This window comes from Aeromonas sp. R4-2, from assembly GCF_040908295.1.
Classification (GTDB): Bacteria; Pseudomonadota; Gammaproteobacteria; order Enterobacterales; family Aeromonadaceae; genus Aeromonas; species Aeromonas veronii.
Genome location: NZ_JBFODL010000011.1, coordinates 141,082 through 162,946, shown reverse-complemented (window position 1 = coordinate 162,946; position 21,865 = coordinate 141,082). Strand labels below are relative to the sequence as shown.

The 21,865-nt window shown below is 61.1% G+C and carries 18 protein-coding genes; 9 read left to right on the top strand and 9 right to left on the bottom strand.

From position 1 onward, the window contains the following. Positions 1 to 17: 17 nt before the first annotated feature. The 3 genes from focA to AB5Y99_RS08055 form a co-directional block, all read right to left on the bottom strand. Positions 18 to 866 (bottom strand): formate transporter FocA, encoded by an 849-nt coding sequence (gene focA / locus AB5Y99_RS08065; protein ID WP_005333620.1) that lies wholly within the window; start codon positions 864 to 866, stop codon positions 18 to 20. A 381-nt stretch (positions 867 to 1,247) separates the two neighbouring features. Then, a complete protein-coding gene (gene ycaO, locus AB5Y99_RS08060) occupies positions 1,248 to 3,008 on the bottom strand; it encodes a 30S ribosomal protein S12 methylthiotransferase accessory factor YcaO (protein ID WP_201948314.1) in 1,761 nt (586 codons plus the stop codon). 193 nt (positions 3,009 to 3,201) lie between these two features. Continuing rightward, positions 3,202 to 4,635 (bottom strand): glycoside hydrolase family 1 protein, encoded by a 1,434-nt coding sequence (locus AB5Y99_RS08055; RefSeq protein ID WP_368209338.1) that lies wholly within the window; start codon positions 4,633 to 4,635, stop codon positions 3,202 to 3,204. A gap of 166 nt (positions 4,636 to 4,801) precedes the next feature. Between AB5Y99_RS08055 and AB5Y99_RS08050 the strand changes: the two genes are divergently transcribed. Beyond that, positions 4,802 to 5,665: a LysR family transcriptional regulator gene (locus AB5Y99_RS08050; RefSeq protein ID WP_021231364.1), complete on the top strand. Its 864-nt coding sequence runs from the start codon at positions 4,802 to 4,804 to the stop codon at positions 5,663 to 5,665. 36 nt (positions 5,666 to 5,701) lie between these two features. Here the strand turns inward: AB5Y99_RS08050 and AB5Y99_RS08045 are convergent, their stop codons facing one another. Both AB5Y99_RS08045 and metE read right to left on the bottom strand, forming a co-directional pair. Next, complete coding sequence (locus AB5Y99_RS08045) at positions 5,702 to 6,451, bottom strand: transporter substrate-binding domain-containing protein (RefSeq protein WP_317113431.1); 750 nt, start codon at positions 6,449 to 6,451, stop codon at positions 5,702 to 5,704. A 176-nt stretch (positions 6,452 to 6,627) separates the two neighbouring features. Further along, positions 6,628 to 8,892 (bottom strand): 5-methyltetrahydropteroyltriglutamate--homocysteine S-methyltransferase, encoded by a 2,265-nt coding sequence (metE, locus tag AB5Y99_RS08040; protein ID WP_204379887.1) that lies wholly within the window; start codon positions 8,890 to 8,892, stop codon positions 6,628 to 6,630. A gap of 276 nt (positions 8,893 to 9,168) precedes the next feature. Between metE and AB5Y99_RS08035 the strand changes: the two genes are divergently transcribed. Beyond that, complete coding sequence (locus AB5Y99_RS08035) at positions 9,169 to 10,077, top strand: LysR substrate-binding domain-containing protein (protein ID WP_317113434.1); 909 nt, start codon at positions 9,169 to 9,171, stop codon at positions 10,075 to 10,077. A gap of 6 nt (positions 10,078 to 10,083) precedes the next feature. Here the strand turns inward: AB5Y99_RS08035 and AB5Y99_RS08030 are convergent, their stop codons facing one another. Continuing rightward, positions 10,084 to 11,019, bottom strand: coding sequence for a LysR substrate-binding domain-containing protein (locus AB5Y99_RS08030; protein WP_368209335.1), 936 nt, complete (start codon positions 11,017 to 11,019; stop codon positions 10,084 to 10,086). Positions 11,020 to 11,210: 191 nt separating this feature from the next. Here AB5Y99_RS08030 and AB5Y99_RS08025 point away from each other — a divergent pair, with 191 nt between their 5' ends. From AB5Y99_RS08025 to AB5Y99_RS08010, 4 genes are all read left to right on the top strand, one after another. Further along, complete coding sequence (locus tag AB5Y99_RS08025; protein ID WP_368209333.1) at positions 11,211 to 11,948, top strand: isochorismatase family protein; 738 nt, start codon at positions 11,211 to 11,213, stop codon at positions 11,946 to 11,948. A 59-nt stretch (positions 11,949 to 12,007) separates the two neighbouring features. Continuing rightward, on the top strand, positions 12,008 to 12,907 hold the full coding sequence (locus tag AB5Y99_RS08020; RefSeq protein WP_236267845.1) for a pirin family protein: 900 nt from the start codon (positions 12,008 to 12,010) through the stop codon (positions 12,905 to 12,907). Continuing rightward, positions 12,904 to 14,163 (top strand): CynX/NimT family MFS transporter, encoded by a 1,260-nt coding sequence (locus tag AB5Y99_RS08015; RefSeq protein WP_368209331.1) that lies wholly within the window; start codon positions 12,904 to 12,906, stop codon positions 14,161 to 14,163. The genes AB5Y99_RS08020 and AB5Y99_RS08015 overlap by 4 nt, the downstream gene beginning before the upstream one ends. A 100-nt stretch (positions 14,164 to 14,263) precedes the next feature. Continuing rightward, a complete protein-coding gene (locus AB5Y99_RS08010; protein ID WP_005352600.1) occupies positions 14,264 to 15,166 on the top strand; it encodes a LysR family transcriptional regulator in 903 nt (300 codons plus the stop codon). A 124-nt stretch (positions 15,167 to 15,290) separates the two neighbouring features. Here the strand turns inward: AB5Y99_RS08010 and AB5Y99_RS08005 are convergent, their stop codons facing one another. Continuing rightward, positions 15,291 to 16,181 (bottom strand): LysR family transcriptional regulator, encoded by an 891-nt coding sequence (locus AB5Y99_RS08005; protein WP_368209328.1) that lies wholly within the window; start codon positions 16,179 to 16,181, stop codon positions 15,291 to 15,293. Between the two features lie 101 nt (positions 16,182 to 16,282). Here AB5Y99_RS08005 and AB5Y99_RS08000 point away from each other — a divergent pair, with 101 nt between their 5' ends. From AB5Y99_RS08000 to AB5Y99_RS07990, 3 genes are all read left to right on the top strand, one after another. Further along, positions 16,283 to 16,921 carry an NAD(P)-dependent oxidoreductase gene (locus AB5Y99_RS08000; protein ID WP_368209325.1) on the top strand — a complete coding sequence of 213 codons (639 nt, stop codon included), beginning with the start codon at positions 16,283 to 16,285 and terminating at the stop codon, positions 16,919 to 16,921. 440 nt (positions 16,922 to 17,361) lie between these two features. Next, positions 17,362 to 18,405 (top strand): isopenicillin N synthase family dioxygenase, encoded by a 1,044-nt coding sequence (locus AB5Y99_RS07995; RefSeq protein ID WP_368209323.1) that lies wholly within the window; start codon positions 17,362 to 17,364, stop codon positions 18,403 to 18,405. A 133-nt stretch (positions 18,406 to 18,538) separates the two neighbouring features. Then, positions 18,539 to 19,702 (top strand): PLP-dependent aspartate aminotransferase family protein, encoded by a 1,164-nt coding sequence (locus AB5Y99_RS07990; RefSeq protein ID WP_368209321.1) that lies wholly within the window; start codon positions 18,539 to 18,541, stop codon positions 19,700 to 19,702. A 109-nt stretch (positions 19,703 to 19,811) separates the two neighbouring features. Here the strand turns inward: AB5Y99_RS07990 and AB5Y99_RS07985 are convergent, their stop codons facing one another. After that, entirely contained in the window at positions 19,812 to 21,476 is a 1,665-nt protein-coding gene (locus AB5Y99_RS07985) for an AMP-binding protein (RefSeq protein WP_005333638.1), read from the bottom strand. A 98-nt stretch (positions 21,477 to 21,574) separates the two neighbouring features. Further along, positions 21,575 to 21,853: a YfcL family protein gene (locus AB5Y99_RS07980; RefSeq protein WP_005333639.1), complete on the bottom strand. Its 279-nt coding sequence runs from the start codon at positions 21,851 to 21,853 to the stop codon at positions 21,575 to 21,577. Positions 21,854 to 21,865 lie beyond the last annotated feature (12 nt).

The following is a 21,865-nucleotide window of genomic DNA, read 5'->3' as shown; positions in this document are numbered from 1 at the left end:
GTATCCCGCAATCATCCTTAATGATGACGACGGAAGATAAACCAGTAAGTCAGACCAACCATCACGCCACCACCGATGATATTGCCGATGGTCACGGGGATGAGGTTGTGTAGGACGAAGTTGGATACGGTCAGGTCAGCAAAGGTTGCCGGATCCTGGCCGATGGCCTGCCAAAATTCCGGACTAGCCACGCTGTGGATAGCGATACCAACCGGAATCATAAACATGTTTGCGATGCTGTGCTCGAAACCTGATGCAACGAACATGGCAACCGGCAGCAGCATAACCACTACCTTGTCAGTCGCGCTGCGGGCACCAAAGGCCATCCAGGCAGCAAGACATACCATCAGGTTACAGAGGATACCCAGCGCCACCGCTTCAAAGAAGGTGTGGTGAATTTTGTGTTGGGCCACTTTCAGGGCGTTAAGGCCCCACTGGCCGTCTGCTGCCGTGTACTCGGCAGAAACGATGATCAGCGCCACCATCAGCAGACCGCCAATCAGGTTGCCGAAGTAGACCAGACCCCAGTTCTTGAGCAGCTGAGCCCAGCTGATGCGATTGGCAGCCTTGGCCACCAGCGTCAGGGTGGTGGAGGTGAACAGCTCGGCACCGAGCAGCACACAGAGAATAAGTCCGAGAGAGAAGCAGAGACCGCCCACCAACTTGGCCATACCCCAAGGCATGGAGCCGGTTCCGGTCGTCACTGTGATGTAGAAGATAAATGCGATGGCGATGAAAGCGCCTGCGGTGATGGCCAGTGGAATGACCTTGTATGCCGGCTTGGTAGCCTTGGCATAGGTGATGTCTTCAGCCAGTGCAGCGATGGCTTCGGGCTTGAGACAATCGAATGGAGATTCAGCTTTCAATTATTTTCTACCTGAATGTTTTGCCTGTTGAAATCATAACAAAGGGCCTAATAGCCAAAATTGACATTGATCAAGTTTATCAGAGTGCGAATGTAATTTTACTACAAATATTTTAGTGCGATGGCTACGCCACTTTACACCAGGTATCAGCTGAAACAGAAATATCACATTTTTAATGCAATGATTTTAAAGAATTTATTCTAGAGCATGGAAATGTGGCATTGGCAAGATATCTTTGCAGATCGACAGCACATCCCCTGCCCTGCCATCAACCCCCTTAGGGGTATTTTTTGTTTTTTATTTCATCTTTGAATAACTATCCCGTGCCTTGCCGCACGATAAACAGAAGGGGCCACTCGGCCCCTTCCTTTACAGCAACAATCACGCCCAGTGATGGGCTCGCTTGGCCTTTTGCAGCTTCTCGTAAGCCGCCAGCAGCTTCTGGTGCAGCGGGAACTGGGAGAGCGACAGGTCGGCCGCTTCCAGCCCGTGGAAGCGTGCTTCACCACTGGCGTTGGCCCATGCCTGTGCCAGCGTCTCTTCGCCATACATGCGAGTGAAGACGGCGCGATACTGCTCCGGATCCCTCTCCTCATCGAGGAACAACTCGACACAAGCGCGCAGGGCTCGGTAGTAACTGGCACGCTCGGCAGTGAACACCGACTGGTTGAACTCCATGGTCCAGTCGATGAGATCCAGTGCGGTCTCCAGCTCACCTGCGGCCAGCGCCAGCATGGCTTTCAGCTCGCCAACGCGCAGGGTGTGCAGCGCGGTACCCTTGGCGGCGGCGATGCCCAGCAGCTCGCGTACACGGGTACGCTCGTCGTGCCCCTCTTCATCCAGTTGATCAAACAACGCCATGTACTGCTCGGCATCCCAATCCAGTGATGGCAGTGCCAGGATCACTTCGCGCAGGTTGGCGCCCATGTTGTTGTTGGCCAGCAGCAGATCTTCGGCCGGATAGATGTCGGACATGCCCGGCACCAGAATGCGGCAGGCGTAGACACCCAGATGCTCGTAGTCGGCGATATAGACCGGCTGCTCCAGCTCATGGAAGATGCCGATCAGGTGATCGAACTCCTCCTGCGAGGTACCACGGAAGTCCCAGTCGGCAAACTCGAAGTCCGCATCCTGCTTGAACAGATCCCAGCTGATGAGGCCCGAGGAGTCGATGAAGTGGGTCTCGAGGTTGTGGTGATCCGCCACCTGCTCGTTGTCGAATGACGGCGGCACAAACACGTCGAGATCCTTGAGACCGCGGCCCTGCAGCAGCTCGGTGACGGTCCGCTCGAAGGCCACTTCGAAGCGCGGGTGGGCACCGAAGGAGGCAAAGCAGGTGCCGTTGCTCGGGTTGAGCAGCACAACGCAGATGACTGGATAGCGGCCACCCAGTGAAGCATCGAAGCTGTAAATGGGGAAGCCTTCCGCTTCGAGCGCCGCGATGGAGGCGGCAATCCCCGGATAACGGGCCATGACCTCGTCCGGGATCAGCGGCAAGCTGATGGCCTCGGCGATGATCTTGTTCTTCACGTGGCGCTCGAACACCTCGGAGAGCGCCTGGGTGCGCGCTTCAGTCTTGGTGTTGCCAGCGCTCATGCCGTTGGAGACATAGAGGTTACCGATGATATTCATCGGGATGTAGACGGTCTCGTGATCGGACTGACGCTCGAACGGCAGCGCGACGATACCGCGCTCTTCGTTGTTTGACTGCAGATCCACCAGCATGTCGGCGGTCACTTCACCGTCCGGGTTGTAGAACTTGCGGGTGAAGCTGTCGAGCAGACCGGCCGGGAACTGGTCACCCTCGATGGGGAACCACTTTTCGTTCGGGTAGTGAACGAAATCGCCGTTGGCGACCTGCTCGCCCAGATAGAAGTCGGCGAAGAAGTAGTTGGTGGAGAGACGCTCGAAATATTCGCCAAGGGCAGACGCGAGGGCCGCCTTCTTGCTGGCACCCTTGCCGTTGGTGAAGCAGAGGGCGCACTCTTTGTCGCGAATATGCACCGACCAGACGTTCGGCACGGGGTTGAGCCAGGAGGCCTCTTCAATATCAAAGCCCAGAGCTTGCAGCTTGGTCTGGAAGCGTTCGATGGAGTCTTCCAGCGCCGCGTCCTTGCCGGGAATAAAAGTGTGGTCAGTCATCACGATATCCTGATTTTTATTGGCTCATGTTCGGCCGCAGATAATAGCAGGGGTCGGCGGCTTTGGCAGGACAAAAATCAGCAAACAGGGATGAGTCGCACGGTGAGAAACCGGCTTGCCCCCTCTCCCCCGCCACAAACAGCGCGGGCCCGGGGATTGCCCGGGCCCGCTGGTTACGCGACGCGATAAACCGTCAGAGCTGCTTGCCCTGGCTCGCAATCACCTGGCTGTACCAGTGGAAGCTCGCCTTCTTGATCCGGCGAAGGGAGCCCCCCTGCTCGTCACGCTCCACATAGACGAAGCCGTAACGCTTCTGGTAGCCGTTGAGCCAGCTCAGGATGTCGGTGAACGACCAGGCGCAGTAGCCGAGCAATTCCACCCCATCCTGCATCGCCTCCTGGCACGCCTTGACGTGGCTGCGCAGGTAATCGATGCGGTACTCATCGTTCACCTTGTCGCCCGCCTCCAGCTTGTCGAACTCGCCAAGACCGTTCTCGGTGATCATCAGCGGCAGGCCATAGCGGGAAGAGAGGCGACGCAGCGCGATGCGCATCCCGGTCGGGTCGATGGCCCAATCCCAGTTGCTGGTCTCAAGGTGCGGATTGGGCGCCGTCTTGTAGAGGCCGGGGATGCCGCTCGATGGCGTAGTACCCTTCTTGCCGGTGGTGTTGATCCGCTGCAGGGTCTGACCGCCCAAGGGGTTATCAGTGTAGGTCAGGGTGTAGTAATAGTTGACGCCGATGTAGTCGGGCGTCCCCTCTCGCAGCAGCTCCATATCGCCCGGCAGGATCTCCGGCGCCTCACCGTTTTCTCGCAAGTAAGCGAGCGCCGCCTGCGGATAGCGGCCAAAGCAGTAGGCATCCAGCCACCAGAGGTTGTTGAACTCCTCGGCGTTCTCGTAGGCCAGCATATCTTTCGGATCGCACGACGCCGGATAGGCAGGAGAGTAAGCAAAGCTCGGGCCGATGAGGCCATTTGGCACATGCTGGCGAAACGCCTTGATCACTCGGGCATTGGCCAGAAACGCGATGTGGTTGGCGGCAAAAAAGCGCTTGCGATCCTGCACGGCAGGCGGATGGGTGCCGAGCTGATAGGCGTTGGTCAGGTTGTAGTTCTGCTCGTTGAGAGAGACCCAGTACTTCACCTTGCCGGCAAAACGCTGATAGAGGGTCACGCAGTAGCGCTCGAAATCCTCGATAATGCGTCGGTCTTCCCAGCCGCCGTACTCATCCTGCAGCGCCTGCGGCAGATCCCAGTGATAAAGGGTCAGCACCGGTTCGATCTTGTGTGCCAAGAGGGTGTCGATCAGCTTCTCGTAGAAGGCCAGCCCCGCCTCGTTCACCTCCCCCAGACCGGTGGGGTAGATGCGCGGCCAGCTCACCGAGAAGCGGTAAGCCTTGAGCCCCATCTCGGCCATCAGCGCCACGTCCTCTTCCATGCGGTGGTAGTGATCCACCGCCACATCGCCGTTGCTCCCCTCAAAGGTCTTGCCCGGCAGCTTGGTGAAGAGATCCCACACCGAGGGCCCCTTGCCATCGGCATTCCAGCCCCCCTCCACCTGATAGGCAGCGGAGGCGGCGCCCCACAGAAAATCGCTCGGGAAGTCGTTGAACTTGTGGTGATGCATCTGGTATTGCTCCTTCTGCGCTGATGGTGTCAGCCATCTCTGATAACTCGGCGCCCCCTGTCTGGGCACCCGAAATGAATTGGCATAAGCATCCAACACTTCTAAAATTCCGTCCAATGACATATATGACCACTCAACATTCCCAACAGGAATGAAAGGAGCCCTGATGGAGCTACGGGATCTGAAAGCCTTCGTCACCCTGGGGGAGGTACTGCACTTCGGCCAGGCGGCGGTACGCCAGCACGTTACCCAGTCGGCCCTGAGCAAACAGATAAGGCGGCTGGAGGAGGAGCTGGGCGGCGAGCTGTTCGAGCGCAACGCCAGTACCACTCGCCTCACCGGACTGGGCAGGGCGCTGTATGAGGATGCCCGCGCTGTGGTCATCCAGAGCGAGCAGCTCTCGCGCACCGCCCGCGACGTGCTGGCGGGCAATGTCGGCACCCTGCGCATCGGCTTTGGGGTGGCCACCAAAATCCTGGTGCCCGCCGCCATTGCCCGTTTTCGCGCCGAGCGGCCGCAGGTGACCATCGAGCTCAACGATCTCTCCACCCACCACCAGCTGCTGGCGCTCAGTGAAGGCAAGCTGGATCTCGGTTTTTGCCGCCTGCCCGCCCCCAAGGGGTGGCACGCCCTGCCGGTGGTCGAGGCCCACTTTGTCGCCGTACTGCCCGCCAGCTACCGCGATGTGAGGGAGTTGGCGGATCTGGTGGACAAGCCGCTGGCGATCCTGCGAAGGGACAAGGCACCGTCGTTTTACGATCACCTGATGAACTATCTGGCCCAGAGCGGACTGCGTTTTCGCGATATCCAGTACGTCAACGACTTCGCCGCCGGGGTTGCCACCGCGGCGGCAGAGATCGCTTGGACCCTGGTCCCCTCCTCCACCACCATCGAGCACCCGGATGTACTCACCCTGCCCCTTAGAGATGGGGAAGCCTGCTGGACCATTGGCCTTATCCGTCCGCCCCACAGCAAGGGGCCCTTGATCGATGCCTTCTGGGCAACCATCGCCGATATGACGCCAAGATAGACACGCCGTTGGCAAACAGCAGATGGCGGCCGCGCATCAACGATAGCGTTCGACGATACGCGCCAGCTCGCCGCTTTGTCGCAGCTGTTGCAGGGCACGGTTGAACTCGGTTATCCGGGTATTGAAGCGGGAGTGCTTGCCGATGCAGAGATTGAACGGGGTAGAGTCAAGCTGCAGCGGCACCTCGACCACCAACCCGGAGAGACCCAGCTGGTTGAGTTTGAAGCGTGCCACCAGTGGGTCGGTCACCATCAGGTCCCCCCGCCCCGCCGCCAGCATTTTGAATACGTTATCGACATTGATGGTGTGATGAACGGTGAAGCCCGCCAGGTTCTCCTTGCCCCAGCCGTTACCGAAATAGTCGAGAAAGGTAAGCGATTTGAAGTCGCTCAAGCGGCTGGCTCGCTGAAACTCCGCCATGCGGGGATGGGCGCGCTGGGTAAAAATGGTTAGCACAGTGGTAGTGACCGGCTCTTCAACAATCAGGGTATAGCTGCGCCGCTCCCGGGTTGCGATGGTCACGAAGCCATCGGCCTGCGCCATCCGCACCAGTTTTTGCGCCCGTTGCCACGGATAGCCTTCGTGGTGCACCCGCAGCCCCATCTGCGCAGCCACCCGATCCATCACGTCGATCATCAGCCCGCGCATCCTGCCCTGTTCGTCACGCCACGAATATGGGGCAAAGTCGTCAAAGTAGACCAGCTTCAACTCGGCCGCTGGCGCCGCCCATGCACTCTGCCACATCAGCAATCCCCACAGGATTGCGCTCCCCAGACTGACTCTCATGGCCGCGACTCCATCCACTTCTGCCAACTCTGAGCCTAGTGCAAAGCGGGCTGCGGCAAGGTTCAGGATCCAGTGGAAAAAGTGGCCAACGAAAAAAGAGAGAGGAAGCAGTGGCTTCCCCCCTCTTATTCGTTTGTCAACACGCCACCTTACCGATGGCGGTCACGGCTTGCCAGTTACGCCAGCTCGGCGCGCAGCGCCCTGGTGGCATCGACCATCACCTTGAGGGCGGCCTCTGTCTCTTCCCAGCCGCGGGTCTTGAGGCCGCAATCCGGGTTGACCCAGAGCCGCTCGGCCGGGATCTGCTTGGCCGCCTTGCGCAGCAACCCCTCAATCCAGCTCTGGCTCGGCACGTTCGGCGAGTGGATGTCGTAGACGCCCGGGCCAATCTCGTTGGGGTAGTTGAAGCGTTCGAACGCTTCGAGCAGCTGCATCTGGCTGCGGCTCGTCTCAATGGTGATCACGTCAGCATCCAGCGCCGCCACCGCCTCGATGATGAGGTTGAAGTCGCTGTAACACATGTGAGTGTGGATCTGGGTGCTGTCCGCCACCGGGCTTGCGCTCAGACGGAAGGCCCGCACCGCCCAGTCGAGATAAGCCTGATGATCCTGCTTGCGCAGGGGCAAGCCTTCGCGGATCGCCGGTTCGTCGATCTGGATGATCTTGATGCCAGCGGCTTCCAGATCTGCCACCTCGTCGCGAATGGCCAGCCCGATTTGCAGGGCGGACTGCTCGCGGCTCACGTCTTCGCGCGGGAAGGACCAGCAGAGGATGGTCACAGGACCGGTCAGCATCCCCTTCACCGGCTTGTCGGTCAGGCTCTGGGCAAACTTTGTCCACGCCAGGGTCATGGGGGTCGGGCGGTCGATGTCACGGGTGATCACCGGCGGCTTGACGCAGCGGGAGCCATAGCTCTGTACCCAGCCGAAGCGGGTGATGGCAAAGCCATCCAGCAGTTCACCGAAATACTCCACCATGTCGTTGCGCTCGGCCTCACCATGAACCAGCACGTCCAGCCCGATGGCCTCCTGACGCGCGATGGCATCGCGGATCTCGGCCTTAATGCCAGCCTCGTAGGCGCTGTCATCGATGCGACCGGCGCGCCAATCCTGCCGCAATACCCGGATCTGGGAGGTCTGCGGGAAGGAGCCTATGGTGGTGGTGGGCAGCAGCGGCAGCTTGAGATCCGAGCGCTGCAGCTCGGCCCTGACCGGATAGGGGCTGTGGCGATCAAAATCGCTGTTGGTGAGGCTGGCGAGCCGTGACTGCACCGCTTTTTTGTGCACCCGGCTGTCGGACTCCCGATCCACGATGGGCTGGCTGTAGGCGGTGATTTTGTCGAGCTCGCCCCCATCCAGATACTCTCTGAGCAGTCCCAGCTCGAAACATTTTTGCAAGGCGAAGGCGAACCAGCTGCGGGTCTGGGGATCCAGCTCCTGCTCCAGGGTCAAATCCACCGGGCTGTGCAGCAATGAGCAGGATGAGGCCACCCAGAGCCGCTCGCCGAGTTTGGCTTTCAGTGCCTTCAGAGTCGGCGCCAGCTTGGCCAGATTGGCACGCCAGACGTTGCGGCCGTTGATCACCCCGGCTGAGATGACCCACTGGGCGGGCAGATGCGGCACCAGGGTCTCCAACTGCTCGGGGGCGGCCACCAGATCCAGATGCAGGCCATCCACTTTCAGGCTGGTGATGATATCGCGCTGATGAGCCACCGAACCGAAATAGGTGGTGAGCAGCAGCTTGCAGGGGCCCGCGAGGCGCTCGTAAGCGTTGAGGTAGGCCAGCCGCCACTCGTCCGGCAAGTCCAGCGTCAGCGCCGGTTCGTCGATCTGCACCCACTCCACCCCTTGGGCGGCCAGTTTGGCCAGGATCTCCTGATAGACGATGAGCAGGCGATCGAGCAGTTCAAGGCGGGAGAAGCCGCTCTCTTTCTCCTTGCCGAGCCACAGATAAGAGACCGGTCCCAGCAGCACCGCCTTGACCGGCAGCCCCAGCGCTTTGGCCTCTTCGACCTCGTCAAACAGCTGGCTCCAGCCCAGCTTGAAGCGCTGATCACGGCTGAACTCCGGCACCAGATAGTGATAGTTGGTGTTGAACCATTTGGTCATCTCGGCGGCAGCCGCCGCCGGGCCGGTCGGTGCACGGCCGCGGGCCACCCGGAACAGGGTGTCGAGATCGGTCTCGCCATGACGGTGACGGGCAGGCACCGCATCCACCAGCAGGCTGGTACCGAGCACCTGATCGTACCAGGCAAAGTCGCCCACCGGCAGCAGATTGGCCCCGGCGCCGTGCTGGGCCTGCCAGTGGCGCTCACGCAGCGTCTTGCCCACGGCAACGAGTTCGGCCTGAGTGGTCTCGCCACGCCAGTAGGATTCGAGGGCAAATTTCAGCTCGCGCTTGGCACCGATACGGGGGAAGCCCAGGGTGTGTGCTCGTGTCATAGGTTCATTTCCTTATGCTCATTCATCTGATGGGAAACTGGATGATTTAGCCATCCAGATGTTTACACATCCAAAATGACAAGATAAGGTGACGCTGGCTATTGAATCCTCTTCAAGTGGCTCTCAAATAATCCTCAACTGACCGCCAATCAGGTTCACCGCGAGGATACAGAGGCCGATTTTTACAGGTGCAAGAGGTGCCGCAGTCAAGAGGCGCAACAGGCCACCGCCGACCGCAACCTCAGCGCCATACGCAATCTCACAAGGAGCCATCTTATGGCAGTGCCAAGCAATGCAGGGATAGAGATCAAACACTTGAAAACATTGACCGCGCTGGCCGAGCAGGGCTCGCTGGCCGGTGCGGCGCTGACCCTCAACCTCACCCAGTCCGCCCTCTCCCACCAGCTCAAAGAGCTGGAGACCCGCCTCAATCTGGAGCTCTACCTGCGCAAAAGCCGCCCGCTGGTGCTGACCGCGGCAGGCGGCCAGCTGCTCGTCCTCGCCCGTCAGGTACTGCCCGCCCTGGCCCAGACCGAGAAGCAGTTGCAGGCCCTGCAGAGCGGCGATGCGGGCAGGCTGCATCTGGCGCTCGATTGCCACAGCTGCATCCAGTGGCTGCTGCCGCTGTTGCCCGATTTTCGCCGCCAGTGGCCTGGGGTGGATCTGGAGGTGGAGTCAGTGCCGGGCTTTGATGCCATCAATGCCCTGCTAGGCGGCCAGCTCGACCTGCTGCTCACCTCGGACGTGCAGGCCCGCGGCGATCTCCACTTCGAGCCGCTGTTTGCCTTCGATCTGACTCTGGTGATGGCGCCGGATCATCCTCTCTGCCACCAGAGCCGCATCGAGCCGGGCGATCTGGGGCCGGAGGTGCTGCTGGTCTATCCGGTGGAGCGCAGCCGCATGGATATCTTCAGCCGCTTTTTGCAACCCGCCGGGGTGGAGCCCGCTCGCTGCAAGCCGGTGGACAACACCTCGGTGATGCTACAGATGGCCGCCGCAGGACTCGGGGTCGCCGCCTTGCCGCGCTGGGCCAGCGACGAGTTTGTCAGACAGGGGATGCTCTGCGCCCGTCCCCTCGGCAGCGGTATTCGTCGCCATATGTACGGCGCGGTGCGGGCCGCCGATCGGGATCAAGCCTGCCTGCAGAGCTTGTTCGAGCGCATTCGCCGCAAGATGGAGGGATAGCCCTCCTCAGCGTGGCTGACCGACCTCTGCCAGCAGTGCAGGCAACTGCGCCTTGATAAAGTCGATGAGGGCCCTGACCGCCGGTGACAGACCGCGCCGCACGGGATAGAGCATCACCAGCTTGCCATCTTTGGGACGCCACTCGGGCAGCAGTTGTTGCAGCCGCCCATCCGCCAACTCACTCACGCAGGCGTAAAGTGGCAAGCCCACCATACCGAGCCCCGCCAGCGCCGCCTGTTTGAGGGTTTGCACATTGTCGCTGCGCAGCAGCACATTGACAGCCACCTCCTCACTCTCCCCACTGTCGTGCCGCAGCCGCAACAGATCGGCCTGACGCTCCAGCGAGCTGAAGAGCAGGGCATCCTCTCCCTCCAGCTGGCTAGGGTGCGCCAGCGCATTGTGGCGCGAGAGCCACGCCGGGGTCGCCAGCACACCCCACTGCACCGTGCAGAGCGGCACCTGCACCAGGCTGGAAGGGGGCTGCTCGAAGGCCACCCCGCGGATCACTACATCCAGCCCCTCCTCCAGCAGATCCACCTGCCGATTGCTGGCTTGCACGGCGAGCCTCACCTTGGGGTATTGCGCCATAAAAGCGGGCAGCAAACGGGCAAGCAGCGCATCGGCAATGGTAATGGGCACGCTGATGCGCACCAGACCGCTCGGCTCTTGCTGCCGTTGCCGCACTGCCGCCTCTCCGGCCTGCGCTTCGGCCAGCATCGCCTGACAGTGGCGATAGAGCACCTCACCGGCATCGGTCAGGCTGAGCTGGCGCGAGGTACGTTGCAGCAGCCGGGTATCCAGCCGCTCCTCCAGCAGCCGGATCCGGCGCGAGATCCGCGACTTGGGCACGCCAAGCGCCCGCGCGGCGGCAGTGAATCCCTGTCGCTGCACCACATGGGTGAAGAGATAGAGATCATTCAAATCAAGTTCCAGTGGTGTCATCGGGCAGCCTTGGTCAGGGTGAGGTGCATTCACATCGTTCTACCAATAGAACGATAAGAACCTATTTCACCAGATTGTCGCCATTTTTGCAGCCATCATAATGGCCCTGTCCCCATCAGACGGTTGCTGCGCGGGCAATCCACCCACCAGCAAGGGCCGTTTGACTGTTCCGATATCACAAGGAGTTCACCATGAAACTGCGACAAATCTGCTCTGCCACCCTGCTCGGTCTGACGGCCCTGACCGCCACATTGGCCACCACAGCGACACCGGTCATGGCCGCCGAAGCTGCCAGCCATCCGACCGTATCACCCAACCGCTATCTGGAGATGCTCTCCCGAGACAATGCGGTACTGCTGCTGGTCGACCATCAGGTCGGCTTGTTGAGCGGCGTGCGCGACACCACGGTGGGCGAACTCAAGCACAACGTAGTGGCACTGGCCAACGCCGCCCGCGCACTCGGCGTGCCGGTGATCGTGACCGCTACCATGCCCGATGGCATGTGGGGCCCCACCATGCCCGAACTGACCAGTGCCCTGCCGGATGTGAAGGTGATCAACCGCACTGTCATCAACGCCTGGGACGATCCTGCCGTGCGCGCCGCCATTGAGAAGACCGGCCGCAAACAGCTGATCATCGCCGGGGTATCCCTCGAGATCTGCGCCAGCTTCCCGGCCCTCTCTGCCAAGGCTGCCGGCTATGATACCCGGGTAGTGCTCGATGCCTCCGGCACCTTCAACGAAGCCAAGCGCACCACTGGGCTGCAACGCTTGCTGGGGGCCGGTATCCCGGTCACCGACTACGCCTCCGCCGCGGTCGAGATGCTGCGCAGCAACGTCGACCCCAAGGCGCACGATGTCTACAGCGCCCTCGACATGCCTTTCGCCACCCTGGTGTGGCAGATGCAAAAGGGTGCCAAGAAGTCGTAACTCGCCCCGCCTTCGGTCATCTGACCGAAGGCATCTTTTGTCTTCAAGAGGTTATATCGATGACCAGACGCCTGACTCTCTCCGCCCCCGTCAAGGGCCAACCGCTGCGCATTGGCAGCGGCTTTGCAGCCAGCCATTTTGGCGAACACTTTTTCAACGGTCTGATAGACCCCGTGGTGATGGTGGATCACTTCCAGATGACCGCCCCCACCTTCGAGCCCCATCCCCACGCCGGGATCTCTGCCGTCACCTATCTGTTCGAGGATTCGACGAGCCCCCACGTCAACTACGACTCTCTCGGCAATCAGGGCCCCATCGAACCGGGCGCGCTCCACTGGCTGGCGGCCGGGCGCGGGGCCGTACATACCGAGCAGCCGGAGGGAGCATCGCCCTATGTCCACGCCCTGCAGATCTTCGTCAACCTGCCTGCCCGTCAAAAGATGATGTCGCCTTTTGCCGTCCACGCAGCCGCTGCCACCATCCCCGAATTTCATGGCAAAGGGGTGCGAGTTCGGGTGGTCGCAGGTCACAGCAACGACATAACGGCGCCACACTCGGCAGAACTGCCCCAACCCTTTACCCTGCTCGATGGCAATAGCGAGCCAGGTAGCCGCTTCACCCATCTGCTGGCGGCTGGCTGGAATGCGATGATCTATCCCCTGACCGGATCGCTGACCCTGCAGGCTGAGGGAGAGCGGCACCTCATCCCGGCAAGTCACGGGATGGGGATAAGCCTCCCTGCCGACGGCGGCGAGGCGGTGGCTCTGCAGCTTGAGGCCACCGAGCCATGCCACTTCGTGGTGCTCTCAGGCCAGGCGCTCAATGAACCCCTGGTCAAACATGGTCCCTTCGTCATGAACAGCCACGACGCTATTGCAGATCGGCTGCATGCCTATCAACGCGGCGAATTTGGCCAGCTCAGCGATGAGTGGCTGCACAACGGCCAATCTCAGCCATGAACACGCTCGCTGGCCACCAGCCACAAAGAACCTGTTGGCCTCTGGTCTTCCTCGCCATTTTCGCCGGTGCCAGCGGCGCCCTCTGCCTTGGCAAAGTGCCCGCCGTGCTCGGCATACTGCGCAGCGAGCTGGGGCTGACACTGGTTGAAGCCAGCTATCTCGCCTCGGCTTTCAATACGCTGGCGATCCTCTGCAGCCTCTTTCTCGGCCTGTTGCTGACCCGCTGGAGTGGGCGGCAAACCGGGGTTGTCGGGCTTTTGGTTATCGTCACAGGCGGAGCGTTGGCACTGCCCGCCACCGGGCTGGCCATGATGCTGCTGTCGCGCATTGTCGAGGGGATTGGCTTTTTGCTGGTCTCAGTGGCCATGCCCGCCTTTATCGTGGCGGTGACCCGGGAGGAGGATAAACGGCTGGCCATAAGCCTGTGGGCGGTCAACCTGCCTCTCGGGGCGGCGGCGGGTATGCTGCTCACCCCCTGGCTCACGGCGCAAGGTGGCTGGCGACTGGCCTGGCTGATCCTGATGATCCCACAACTCTCTGCCCTGCTGCTTCTGCTCGCCAGTCGCTCGGCAGATAAACTGCGGGGAGGGGCACCCCAAAACTCGATCAGCTCGGGCCACCCGCTGCGCCAACTCACGGTGCTCCGGCAGAAGGCACTCTGGCGCTACGGGTTGGCGTTCACGCTCTACAGCCTGATGCTATGGGCGCTCTTTGTCTGGCTGCCAACCATGTTGCAAGGCACTCCCGGGATTGGCCAAAGCCAGATCGCCCTGCTCTCGGCGCTGGCGGTGGTCGCCAATATTCCCGGCAACCTGCTGGGGGCATGGCTGCTGCGCAGGGGCATGGCGCGAGATCAGCTCATCAGCTGGGCACTGGGTCTGATGGCGCTGTGCGGCATGCTCGCCTTCTGGCCCGGCCTGTCGCCGTGGTGGGCCTATGGAATGTGCCTCGTCCTCTCCCTGGCGGGTGGCATGGCGCCGCCGGCTATCCTCTCGTCAGCACAGGGAGTGAGTCAGGGGCCGGTACAACTGGCCATCGTGCAGGGCTTTTTTGTCCAGCTCGCCAACCTCGGTCAGCTGCTTGGCCCCCTGTTGCTGGCGGCCCTGATGACGGACAACGGCCAATGGGGGAACGCTCGCTGGCTCTTTCTGGGCGGATTGCTGCTGGTCGCGCTGCTCTATGCCGCGAGCCACCTGCCAGACTCAAGCATGACTGCAAAACAGGCTCGATCGCATTCGCGGCATGATGGAAGATGACGAATAGAGAGGGAAACATCACAGTTACCGCAGGGAATGCTGGCCGGACAAGAGGCTGTTCAGTATGTTAACTGTTTAATTTTGCTTAACGGTAGCCACCATGTCTCAAGTCGATCTCAATCTCTTTCGCGTCCTCGATGCGGTGATCCGCTATGGTGGTGTCACCACAGCCGCCGAGATGATGGAAATGACCCCCTCGGCCATCAGCCAGGCCATCAGCCGCCTGACCACCCTGGTGGGCGAGCCGCTGTTTGTCCGCCAGGGACGCGGCATCACCCCCACGGCGCGAGCGCTCAGTCTGCACCACGAGATCATGGTGCCGCTGCACGACATGGAGCGCAGCCTGCAGCGCACCGATCTCTTTGATCCCCAGACCAGTCGGCGCACCTTTCGCATCGCGGGGGTGCCCGATATCGATATCTTCTTCCTGCCGGAGCTCAACAACCTGCTGCAGACCCAAGCCCCCAACTGTCAGCTGGAGTGGAACACCCAGGTGCAGGACGAAGCCCTGCGCCAGAACAGCCTCTATCTGCACAGCGTGGATCTGGTGCTGGCCACCAAGCCGATGGCGGAGCAGGGGATCGAAAACGAGCAGATCATGTCCCAGGCCCTGCGCATCGCCTGCCGCAAGGATCACCCCAGGATCCGCCAAGCCCCCGACATGGCCACCTTCTTCAACGAAAAACACGTGGTATTGCAAACCAGGCGGCTCGACAGCTTGCTGCTCAACACCCTGACCAAGGCGCCGCTGCCGCCGCGCCAGATTGCCTACGAGAGCGACTCCCTGCTCACCGCCCTTCATCTGGTGAGCCGTACCGACTGGCTCTGCGTCGCCAGCCAGTGGCATATGGAGAAGCTGGGGCAAGCGCTGGATCTGGCCAGCTATCCCCTCCCCTGGCTCTCGGAGGATTGCCCCGTCTACATGAGTTGGCACAAGAGCTCCGGTCAGGATACCGGGCTTAATTGGCTCAAAGATCAGGTGCGGGCCGTCAGTTCGTTTTAAGTATGCTTAACAGTCAAGCATGCCCATCTCCTCATCCGGGCTATCGCTCTTCTCGATAAACCGCCTTATGGATAATTCCCCTTCAGGATAATCGGGGGCCTTTTCTCAACCATTAAGGCGCAGCTCATGACGACATCGTCATGCCGAAATAGCTGCGCAGCGCCTCCACCACCCGTCGCACCTTCTCCGGGATCTCCCGCTGCGGCGTGATGGCGTGGATCTCCATCGGTGCCACCCGAAAACCGGGCAGCAGTTCGAGCAGACGCCCCTGCGCCAGATCCTCGCCAATTTCTCCCTCCGGTTGTAGCGAGATCCCCTGCCCCGCCAGCGCAAACTGGCGCAAGGGCAACACGTTATTGCAGAGCACCTTGGCCTTGAACCTCACCCTGTGTTCGCCACCCTTTTCATCCTGCAGCAGCAAACCGTTGCCCAGCATGTCGCCGCAGAGCCAGTCGTGGGTGGCCAGATCGGCGGGCGTGCGCGGCGCTCCCTTGCGCGCCAGATAGGCGGGGGCGGCGCAGAGCAGCATCCGGGTTTGCCCCAGTTTGCGGGCCACCAGGGTCGAGTCAGGCAAGGTGCCGACCCGCAGCGCCACGTCGATCCGCTCGGCAATCAGATCCCGCTTCTCGTCGTCGGCGATGATCTGGATGGTGAGGCCGGGATGGGCCTGCAACAGCGGCGAGAGGGCCAGAGCCAGCGGCTGGCCCGCCATCCCCACCGGGGCGGTGATCCGCACTTCCCCGAGCAGGGCGTCGCGCACCTCCGAGAGGCGCAGCTCGGTCTCGCTCAGAGTCTGCTGCAACGCCCGGCACCCTTGCCACACCACCTCTCCCGCCTCGGTCAGACTGAGACGACGGGTGGAGCGATGGAGCAGGGGCAGTCCGAGCAGGCTTTCGAGCTGGCTGATATGCTGACTGACGGCGGAGGGGGTCATGCCAAGGGATTTGGCCGCCCCTGTCATGCTGCCCGCTTCCACCACAGCGGCGAAGATGGCGTAACGTCTGAGCTGTTCCATTATTAAATCCAGCTTATAAGTGAATGCATTTTTGAGGTGATTATTAAATCATAAATGGCGGCGTAGGATAGCCCCATTCCAACAGTGAAGGAGAGTTCCCCATGAAGATTGCCCTGATCGGTGCCAGTGGTTTTGTCGGTTCAGCCATCCTGAACGAGGCCATCAGCCGCGGCCATCACGTCACCGCCATCGTCCGCGATGTCAGCAAGGTGGCCGCCCATCCGCAGGTCACCGCCGTGGCGGTGGATGCCCAAAACCCGCAGGCATTGGCCGAGGTGCTCAAGGGGCACGATCGGGTGATCAGCGCCTACAACCCGGGCTGGAGCACACCGGATATCTACGGCCAGTACCTCAAGGGCGCCAACGCGATCGTCGCAGCAGCCAAAGCGGCCAACAGCTGGCTGCTGGTAGTAGGTGGCGCCGGCAGTCTGGAGGTTGCCCCCGGCGTGCAACTGGTGGATACCCCTGAGTTTCCGGCCGAGTGGAAACAGGGGGCACTGGCGGCCCGCGACGGTCTCACCGCCCTGCGTCGTGAAACCACCTTCGACTGGCGCTTTGTCTCTCCCCCGGTGTTCCTGGAGCCGGGCGAGAAGCGTGGTGGCTATCGCTTGGGTGGCGACCAGGTGCTGTTTAGTGGCGAACAGCCTGCCGGGATCACCGCCGGTGATCTGGCCGATGGCGTGCTGAACGAGGTGGAAAAACCGGCTCACCAGCGCCAGCGCTTTACCCTGGGTTACTGAGAGCCAGCAGGGGGTTAAGGCCAGAATACGCGGTCACTCGCCTGTGCTTTCGGTAAGGTGAAAAACCGCTCAACCAGAAGGGAGGCATCCGCCTCCCTTCTGTTTTGGTCATTTTCTGGTTTGGCCATTTTCTGTTTTGGTGATTTTGCCACTGGCTGCTTGCCTCTGGTTATCACTCTCCCCCTCATCGTTGCCCCTTTACCCCGCAATGGCTGCGCAAAAAACCTTCAGCCCATCAGGCGCCGAATTCTATTTCGAATTTTGTATATAACTAAGAATAATTTGTTGTTTCCGTCTTATAACACCGAACAGTAGCATCCCCTTTATCCCAGATGGCGCCACACTGTCGCGCCATCCCGTTTGCCGCTTATCAGGTCTGCCAACAGCGGAGGCAGTAGAAGAGATGGCGCCAGAGATAACGAAAGAGTGAGGAGGTGCACATGGAACATTCACCACTGCCGATCATCGATCTGGCTGCCCTCAACGGGGCGCCCGAGGTGCGTCGCCCTATGCTGGCCAGGCTGGCCGCGGCCGCCCGCGATGTGGGCTTTTTCTATCTGGTCGGCCACGGCTTGAGCAAGGTTGAGATGCTAGAGACCCTGGCGCTGGCAGAGCGCTTCTTTGCTCTGCCGGAGCAGGAGAAGTTGGCAGTGCAGATGGTCAACAGCCCCCACTTTCGCGGCTACAACCGGGTCGGTGCCGAGCTGACCCGCCAGCGGCCGGATCTGCGAGAGCAGTTCGATATCATGAATGAGGCGCAAGCCCTACCTGCGGCCTTGATCCGTGAACCATGGCAGCGGCTGATCGGCCCCAACCAGTGGCCGACCGCCCTGCCAGAGATGAAAGCCCATCTGCTGGCGTGGCAGGATCGGCTGAGCGACATCACCCTCACCCTGCTGGCCGCTTTTGCCGAGGTGCTGGAGCAACCGGCCAACGTGTTTGACGACAGCATCCGCGGCGCCCCCTACCAACACATGAAGCTGATTCATTACCCGGGGCAAGAGGCGGGCGGCAGCAGTCAGGGGGTCGGCGCCCACAAGGATCCCGGCTACCTGACGCTGGTGATGCAGGACAATCATTCGGGGCTTGAAGTCGAGACGGCCAACGGCTGGATCTCCGCGCCGCCCCTGCCGGGAGCGCTGGTGGTCAATATCGGCGAGCTGCTTGAGCTGGCCTCCAACGGCTATCTCAAGGCGACCCTGCATCGGGTGGTGAGCCCGCCGCCCGGCGTATCGCGCCTCTCCTGCGCCTTCTTTATGGCGGCGCGGCTCGATGCCACCGTGCCACTGCTCAGCCTCTCCCCCGAGCTGGCAGCACAGGCGCAAGGGCCGGAGAGTGACCCGACCAATCCGCTCTTCTATCAGGTGGGGGAGAACGTGCTGAAAGGGCGGCTGCGCTCCCACCCGGATGTGGCGGCGCGGCACTATGGGCCGGTGGAACCCGCTCGCCTCCCGCGCACTGAAAGCGAAGCGATAACGGCCTAAGCAGCGTAAAGATCCCTAGGCGGGTATATGCATAAGCCATAAGCCGCATGCACATACCCGCGCTGACAAAAACAACAAGCAACGAACAACAAAACAAGTCATGGCCAGAGCCTGGTCATCACGGAGCAACACGATGAAATTCAAGACCATGAGCGTACACAGCGGCCAGCGGATCGACCCACAGACCGGCGCCCTCACCACCCCGCTCTACCAGAGCAGCACCTTCAGCTACTTCAACGCCCAGGCGGGCAAGGAGCGCTTTGCAGGTCAGGCCCCCGGCTTTATCTACAGCCGCTTTGGCAACCCCACCACCGCCGAGCTGGAGCAGAAACTGGCGGCGCTTGAAGGTGCCGATGAAGCGCTGGTGGTGGCGAGCGGCATGGCAGCGGTGAGCGCCATCATGTATGCGCTGGCCGACAGCGGCGATGAGGTGGCCTATATCGGCCCGCTCTACGGCGGCACCGATGCCTTCTTGAAGCAGACCTTCAGCCGCGCCGGTATCAAGGTCACCGCCTACGAGAGCGATCGGGATCTGCTGGCCAACATCCGCCCTGCTACCAAGGTGGTACTGTTCGAAACCCTGACTAACCCCACTCTCAAGGTGGTGGATCCGCGGCTGGTGGTGGAAGCGGCCCGCAAGGTGGGCGCCATTACGGTATGTGACAACACCTTCCTCACCCCCTACCTGCTGCGTCCGCTGGAACTCGGGGTCGATGTAGTGATGCACAGCGGCACCAAATATCTGGGCGGCCACGGCGACATCATCGCCGGGGTGGTAGCGGGATCTCACGCCCTGATGAAGTCGATCCGCACCGTGGCCCTCAAACATATCGGTTCTCCCATTGGCCCGCAGGAGGCTTACCTGCTGCAGCGTGGGGTCAAGACCCTACCGCTGCGGATGGATGCCCACCTGCACAATGCGCAGAAAGTGGCCGAGTTTCTGGCAGCCCACCCGGCAGTGAAGAAGGTGATCTACCCGAGGCTTGCCAACCATCCGGGCCACGATGCCCTCGGCGCCTTCGCCAGCGGCTTTGGCGGCATGGTGAGCATCGAACTGGAAGGCGGGTTTGAGCGCTGTGCCACCCTGCTCGACAACCTGCAGCTATTCGTGCAGGCGGTGAGTCTGGGGGATCTCGAGAGCCTCGCTTGCCATCCAGCCAGTACCACCCACGCCGCCATGGACGAGGCGAGCCGCCTCGCCGCCGGAGTCAACGACGACCTCATCCGCTTCAGCATCGGGGTGGAAGATGCCGACGATCTGATCGCCGATCTGGCCGCCGCGCTGGCGCAGATCTAACCGGGCGCGCTTTTACTCGCCGACAAAACAGCGGCGAGTGATATGCCTCAAACACAACAACGGCCCATCAAGGGCCGTTGTTGTTTGTTGCGCTATGGAAAGACGGGATTTACTCCTCCCACACCACCACCTGGGATGAGGGCCAGCGATCCCCGACCTGGGCGTACTTTTGCTCCAGCAGGTGACGCTTGATCTTCATGGTGGGGGTCAGCACGCCGTTTTCGATATTCCAAGGGGTTTTCACCACCAGAATGCCGCGGATCTTGGCGTGGGATTCCAGCTGATCGTTGACCCGTACCCGCGCCGCTTCCAGTCTGGCGTTGACCTCCTCCCGATTGCCCTTCATGGCACTCTCGGCCAGCTGCACCAGTGCAATGGGCTGTGGCATGCCGTAACCAATCACACAGAGCTGTTCGATGATGGGCTCCTGCCCCAGCAGCCCCTCGATGGGCACCGGCGCCACATACTTGCCCTTGGCGGTCTTGAACACATCCTTCATCCGGCCGGTGATGGTGAGATAACCCTCCTTGTCCAGCTTGCCCATATCGCCGGTGTGGAGCCACCCCTCGGCATCGATGGCCTCGGCACTGTGCTCGGGATCCTTGTAGTAACCCAGCATCATCCCTTCGCAGCGGCAAAGGATCTCCCCCTCGTCGGAGATCTTGATGGTCACCCCGATCCCCGCCTTGCCGACGGTGCCGATCTTGTCGGCGCGGAACGGGTAGTTGATGGTGGAGTAGGCGTGGTTCTCGGTCATGCCCCAGGCTTCAGTCACCTTGAGGCCGATGCTCAGATACCACTCAAGCAGCGCAGGGGAGACAGGCGCGGAGCCGCAGCCGAGTACCCGTGCCTGATCCAGCCCCAGCCCCTTTTGCAGCTTGCGTTTGATAAGGCCGGAGATAAGCGGGATCTTGAGCAGCAACGCCAGTTTGTTTTGGGGCAGCTTCTCGTGGATCTTGATACGGAACATGGCCCACAGCCGCGGCACCGAGATAAAGACGGTGGGACGGCAGCGTTTGACATCTTCGATAAAGGTGTCAAGGGATTCGGGAAAGGCGATGGTAGCGCCGCCATAGAGACTTCCGCCGTAGATGTAGACCCGCTCGGTAATATGGGCCAGCGGCAGGTAGGAGAAGCCCCGATCGGCCTGGCTCAGGCTCACCGTCTCCACCAGCTTCTCGCACGACCAGGCGTAACGCTCAACGCTCAGCATGGCCCCTTTCGGCTTGCCGGTACTGCCGGAGGTGTAGACCAGACTCAGCAGGGAGTCAGGGGCCTGCACCGGGCTGTCAGGGATCGGCTCGTGCGCCTCCAGCAGGTCATCCCACTGGTGGCTGGCCGGCATGGTGTCGTAGGGGAAGGCGATGCGCAGCAGATCGGCGGGTACGCCAGCCTCCTGACTCTTCCAGTCATCCAGCTTGCCGACGAAGATCGCCTTGGCCTCGCTGTGGCGCAGCACATATTCGATGGTGTCGACGTTGGCAGTCGGGTAGATGGGCACGCTCACATACTGCCCCATCTGCATCGCCAGATCGGCGATAAACCACTGGGCGCAGTTCTTGGAGAGCAGCGCCACCTTGTCACCCGCCACCAGACCGAGGTGACGCAAGGCCGTCACCATCCGCCGCGCTTCATCGGCCACTTCACCCCAGGTGAAATCGACATATTCGCGGTTGATGGTTTGACGCAGGTAGGTTCGATCAGGACACTGCCGCTCCCAGTGATAGAGCATCTCGAGCGGCAGTTTATTGGCAATGCGTGAGGAGGAGGCCATAGTTTAATCCCTGAAACAAAAGGCGAAACTTATTATTAACCTTTCACTAACTTCAGGGGAAGAATAAACTCAAACTTCAGTTTGAATTGTGTATCCGATCAAGCTTCTGCGTCTTGTTGCAAACGACTCCACATTGCCTGCACCAATTTTTCATCCTCTTCAGAAAGCTCACCTTGCAAGATCGCCTCGTTGAGGCTGCGCAGCACATAGCTCTTGACGTCCCGCACCAGGGTCTTGCCTTCCAGCTCGGCCCGGGCAACGGCCAATGAGATATGACCTCGCAGGTAACCCCCCGCAAACAGCTCATCGTCGGTCGCGGTGGCAACCATGCTGTCGATCAGTCCCAACAACTTGTGCTCAAAATCGTGAATCGTCATGTAACGCAGCCT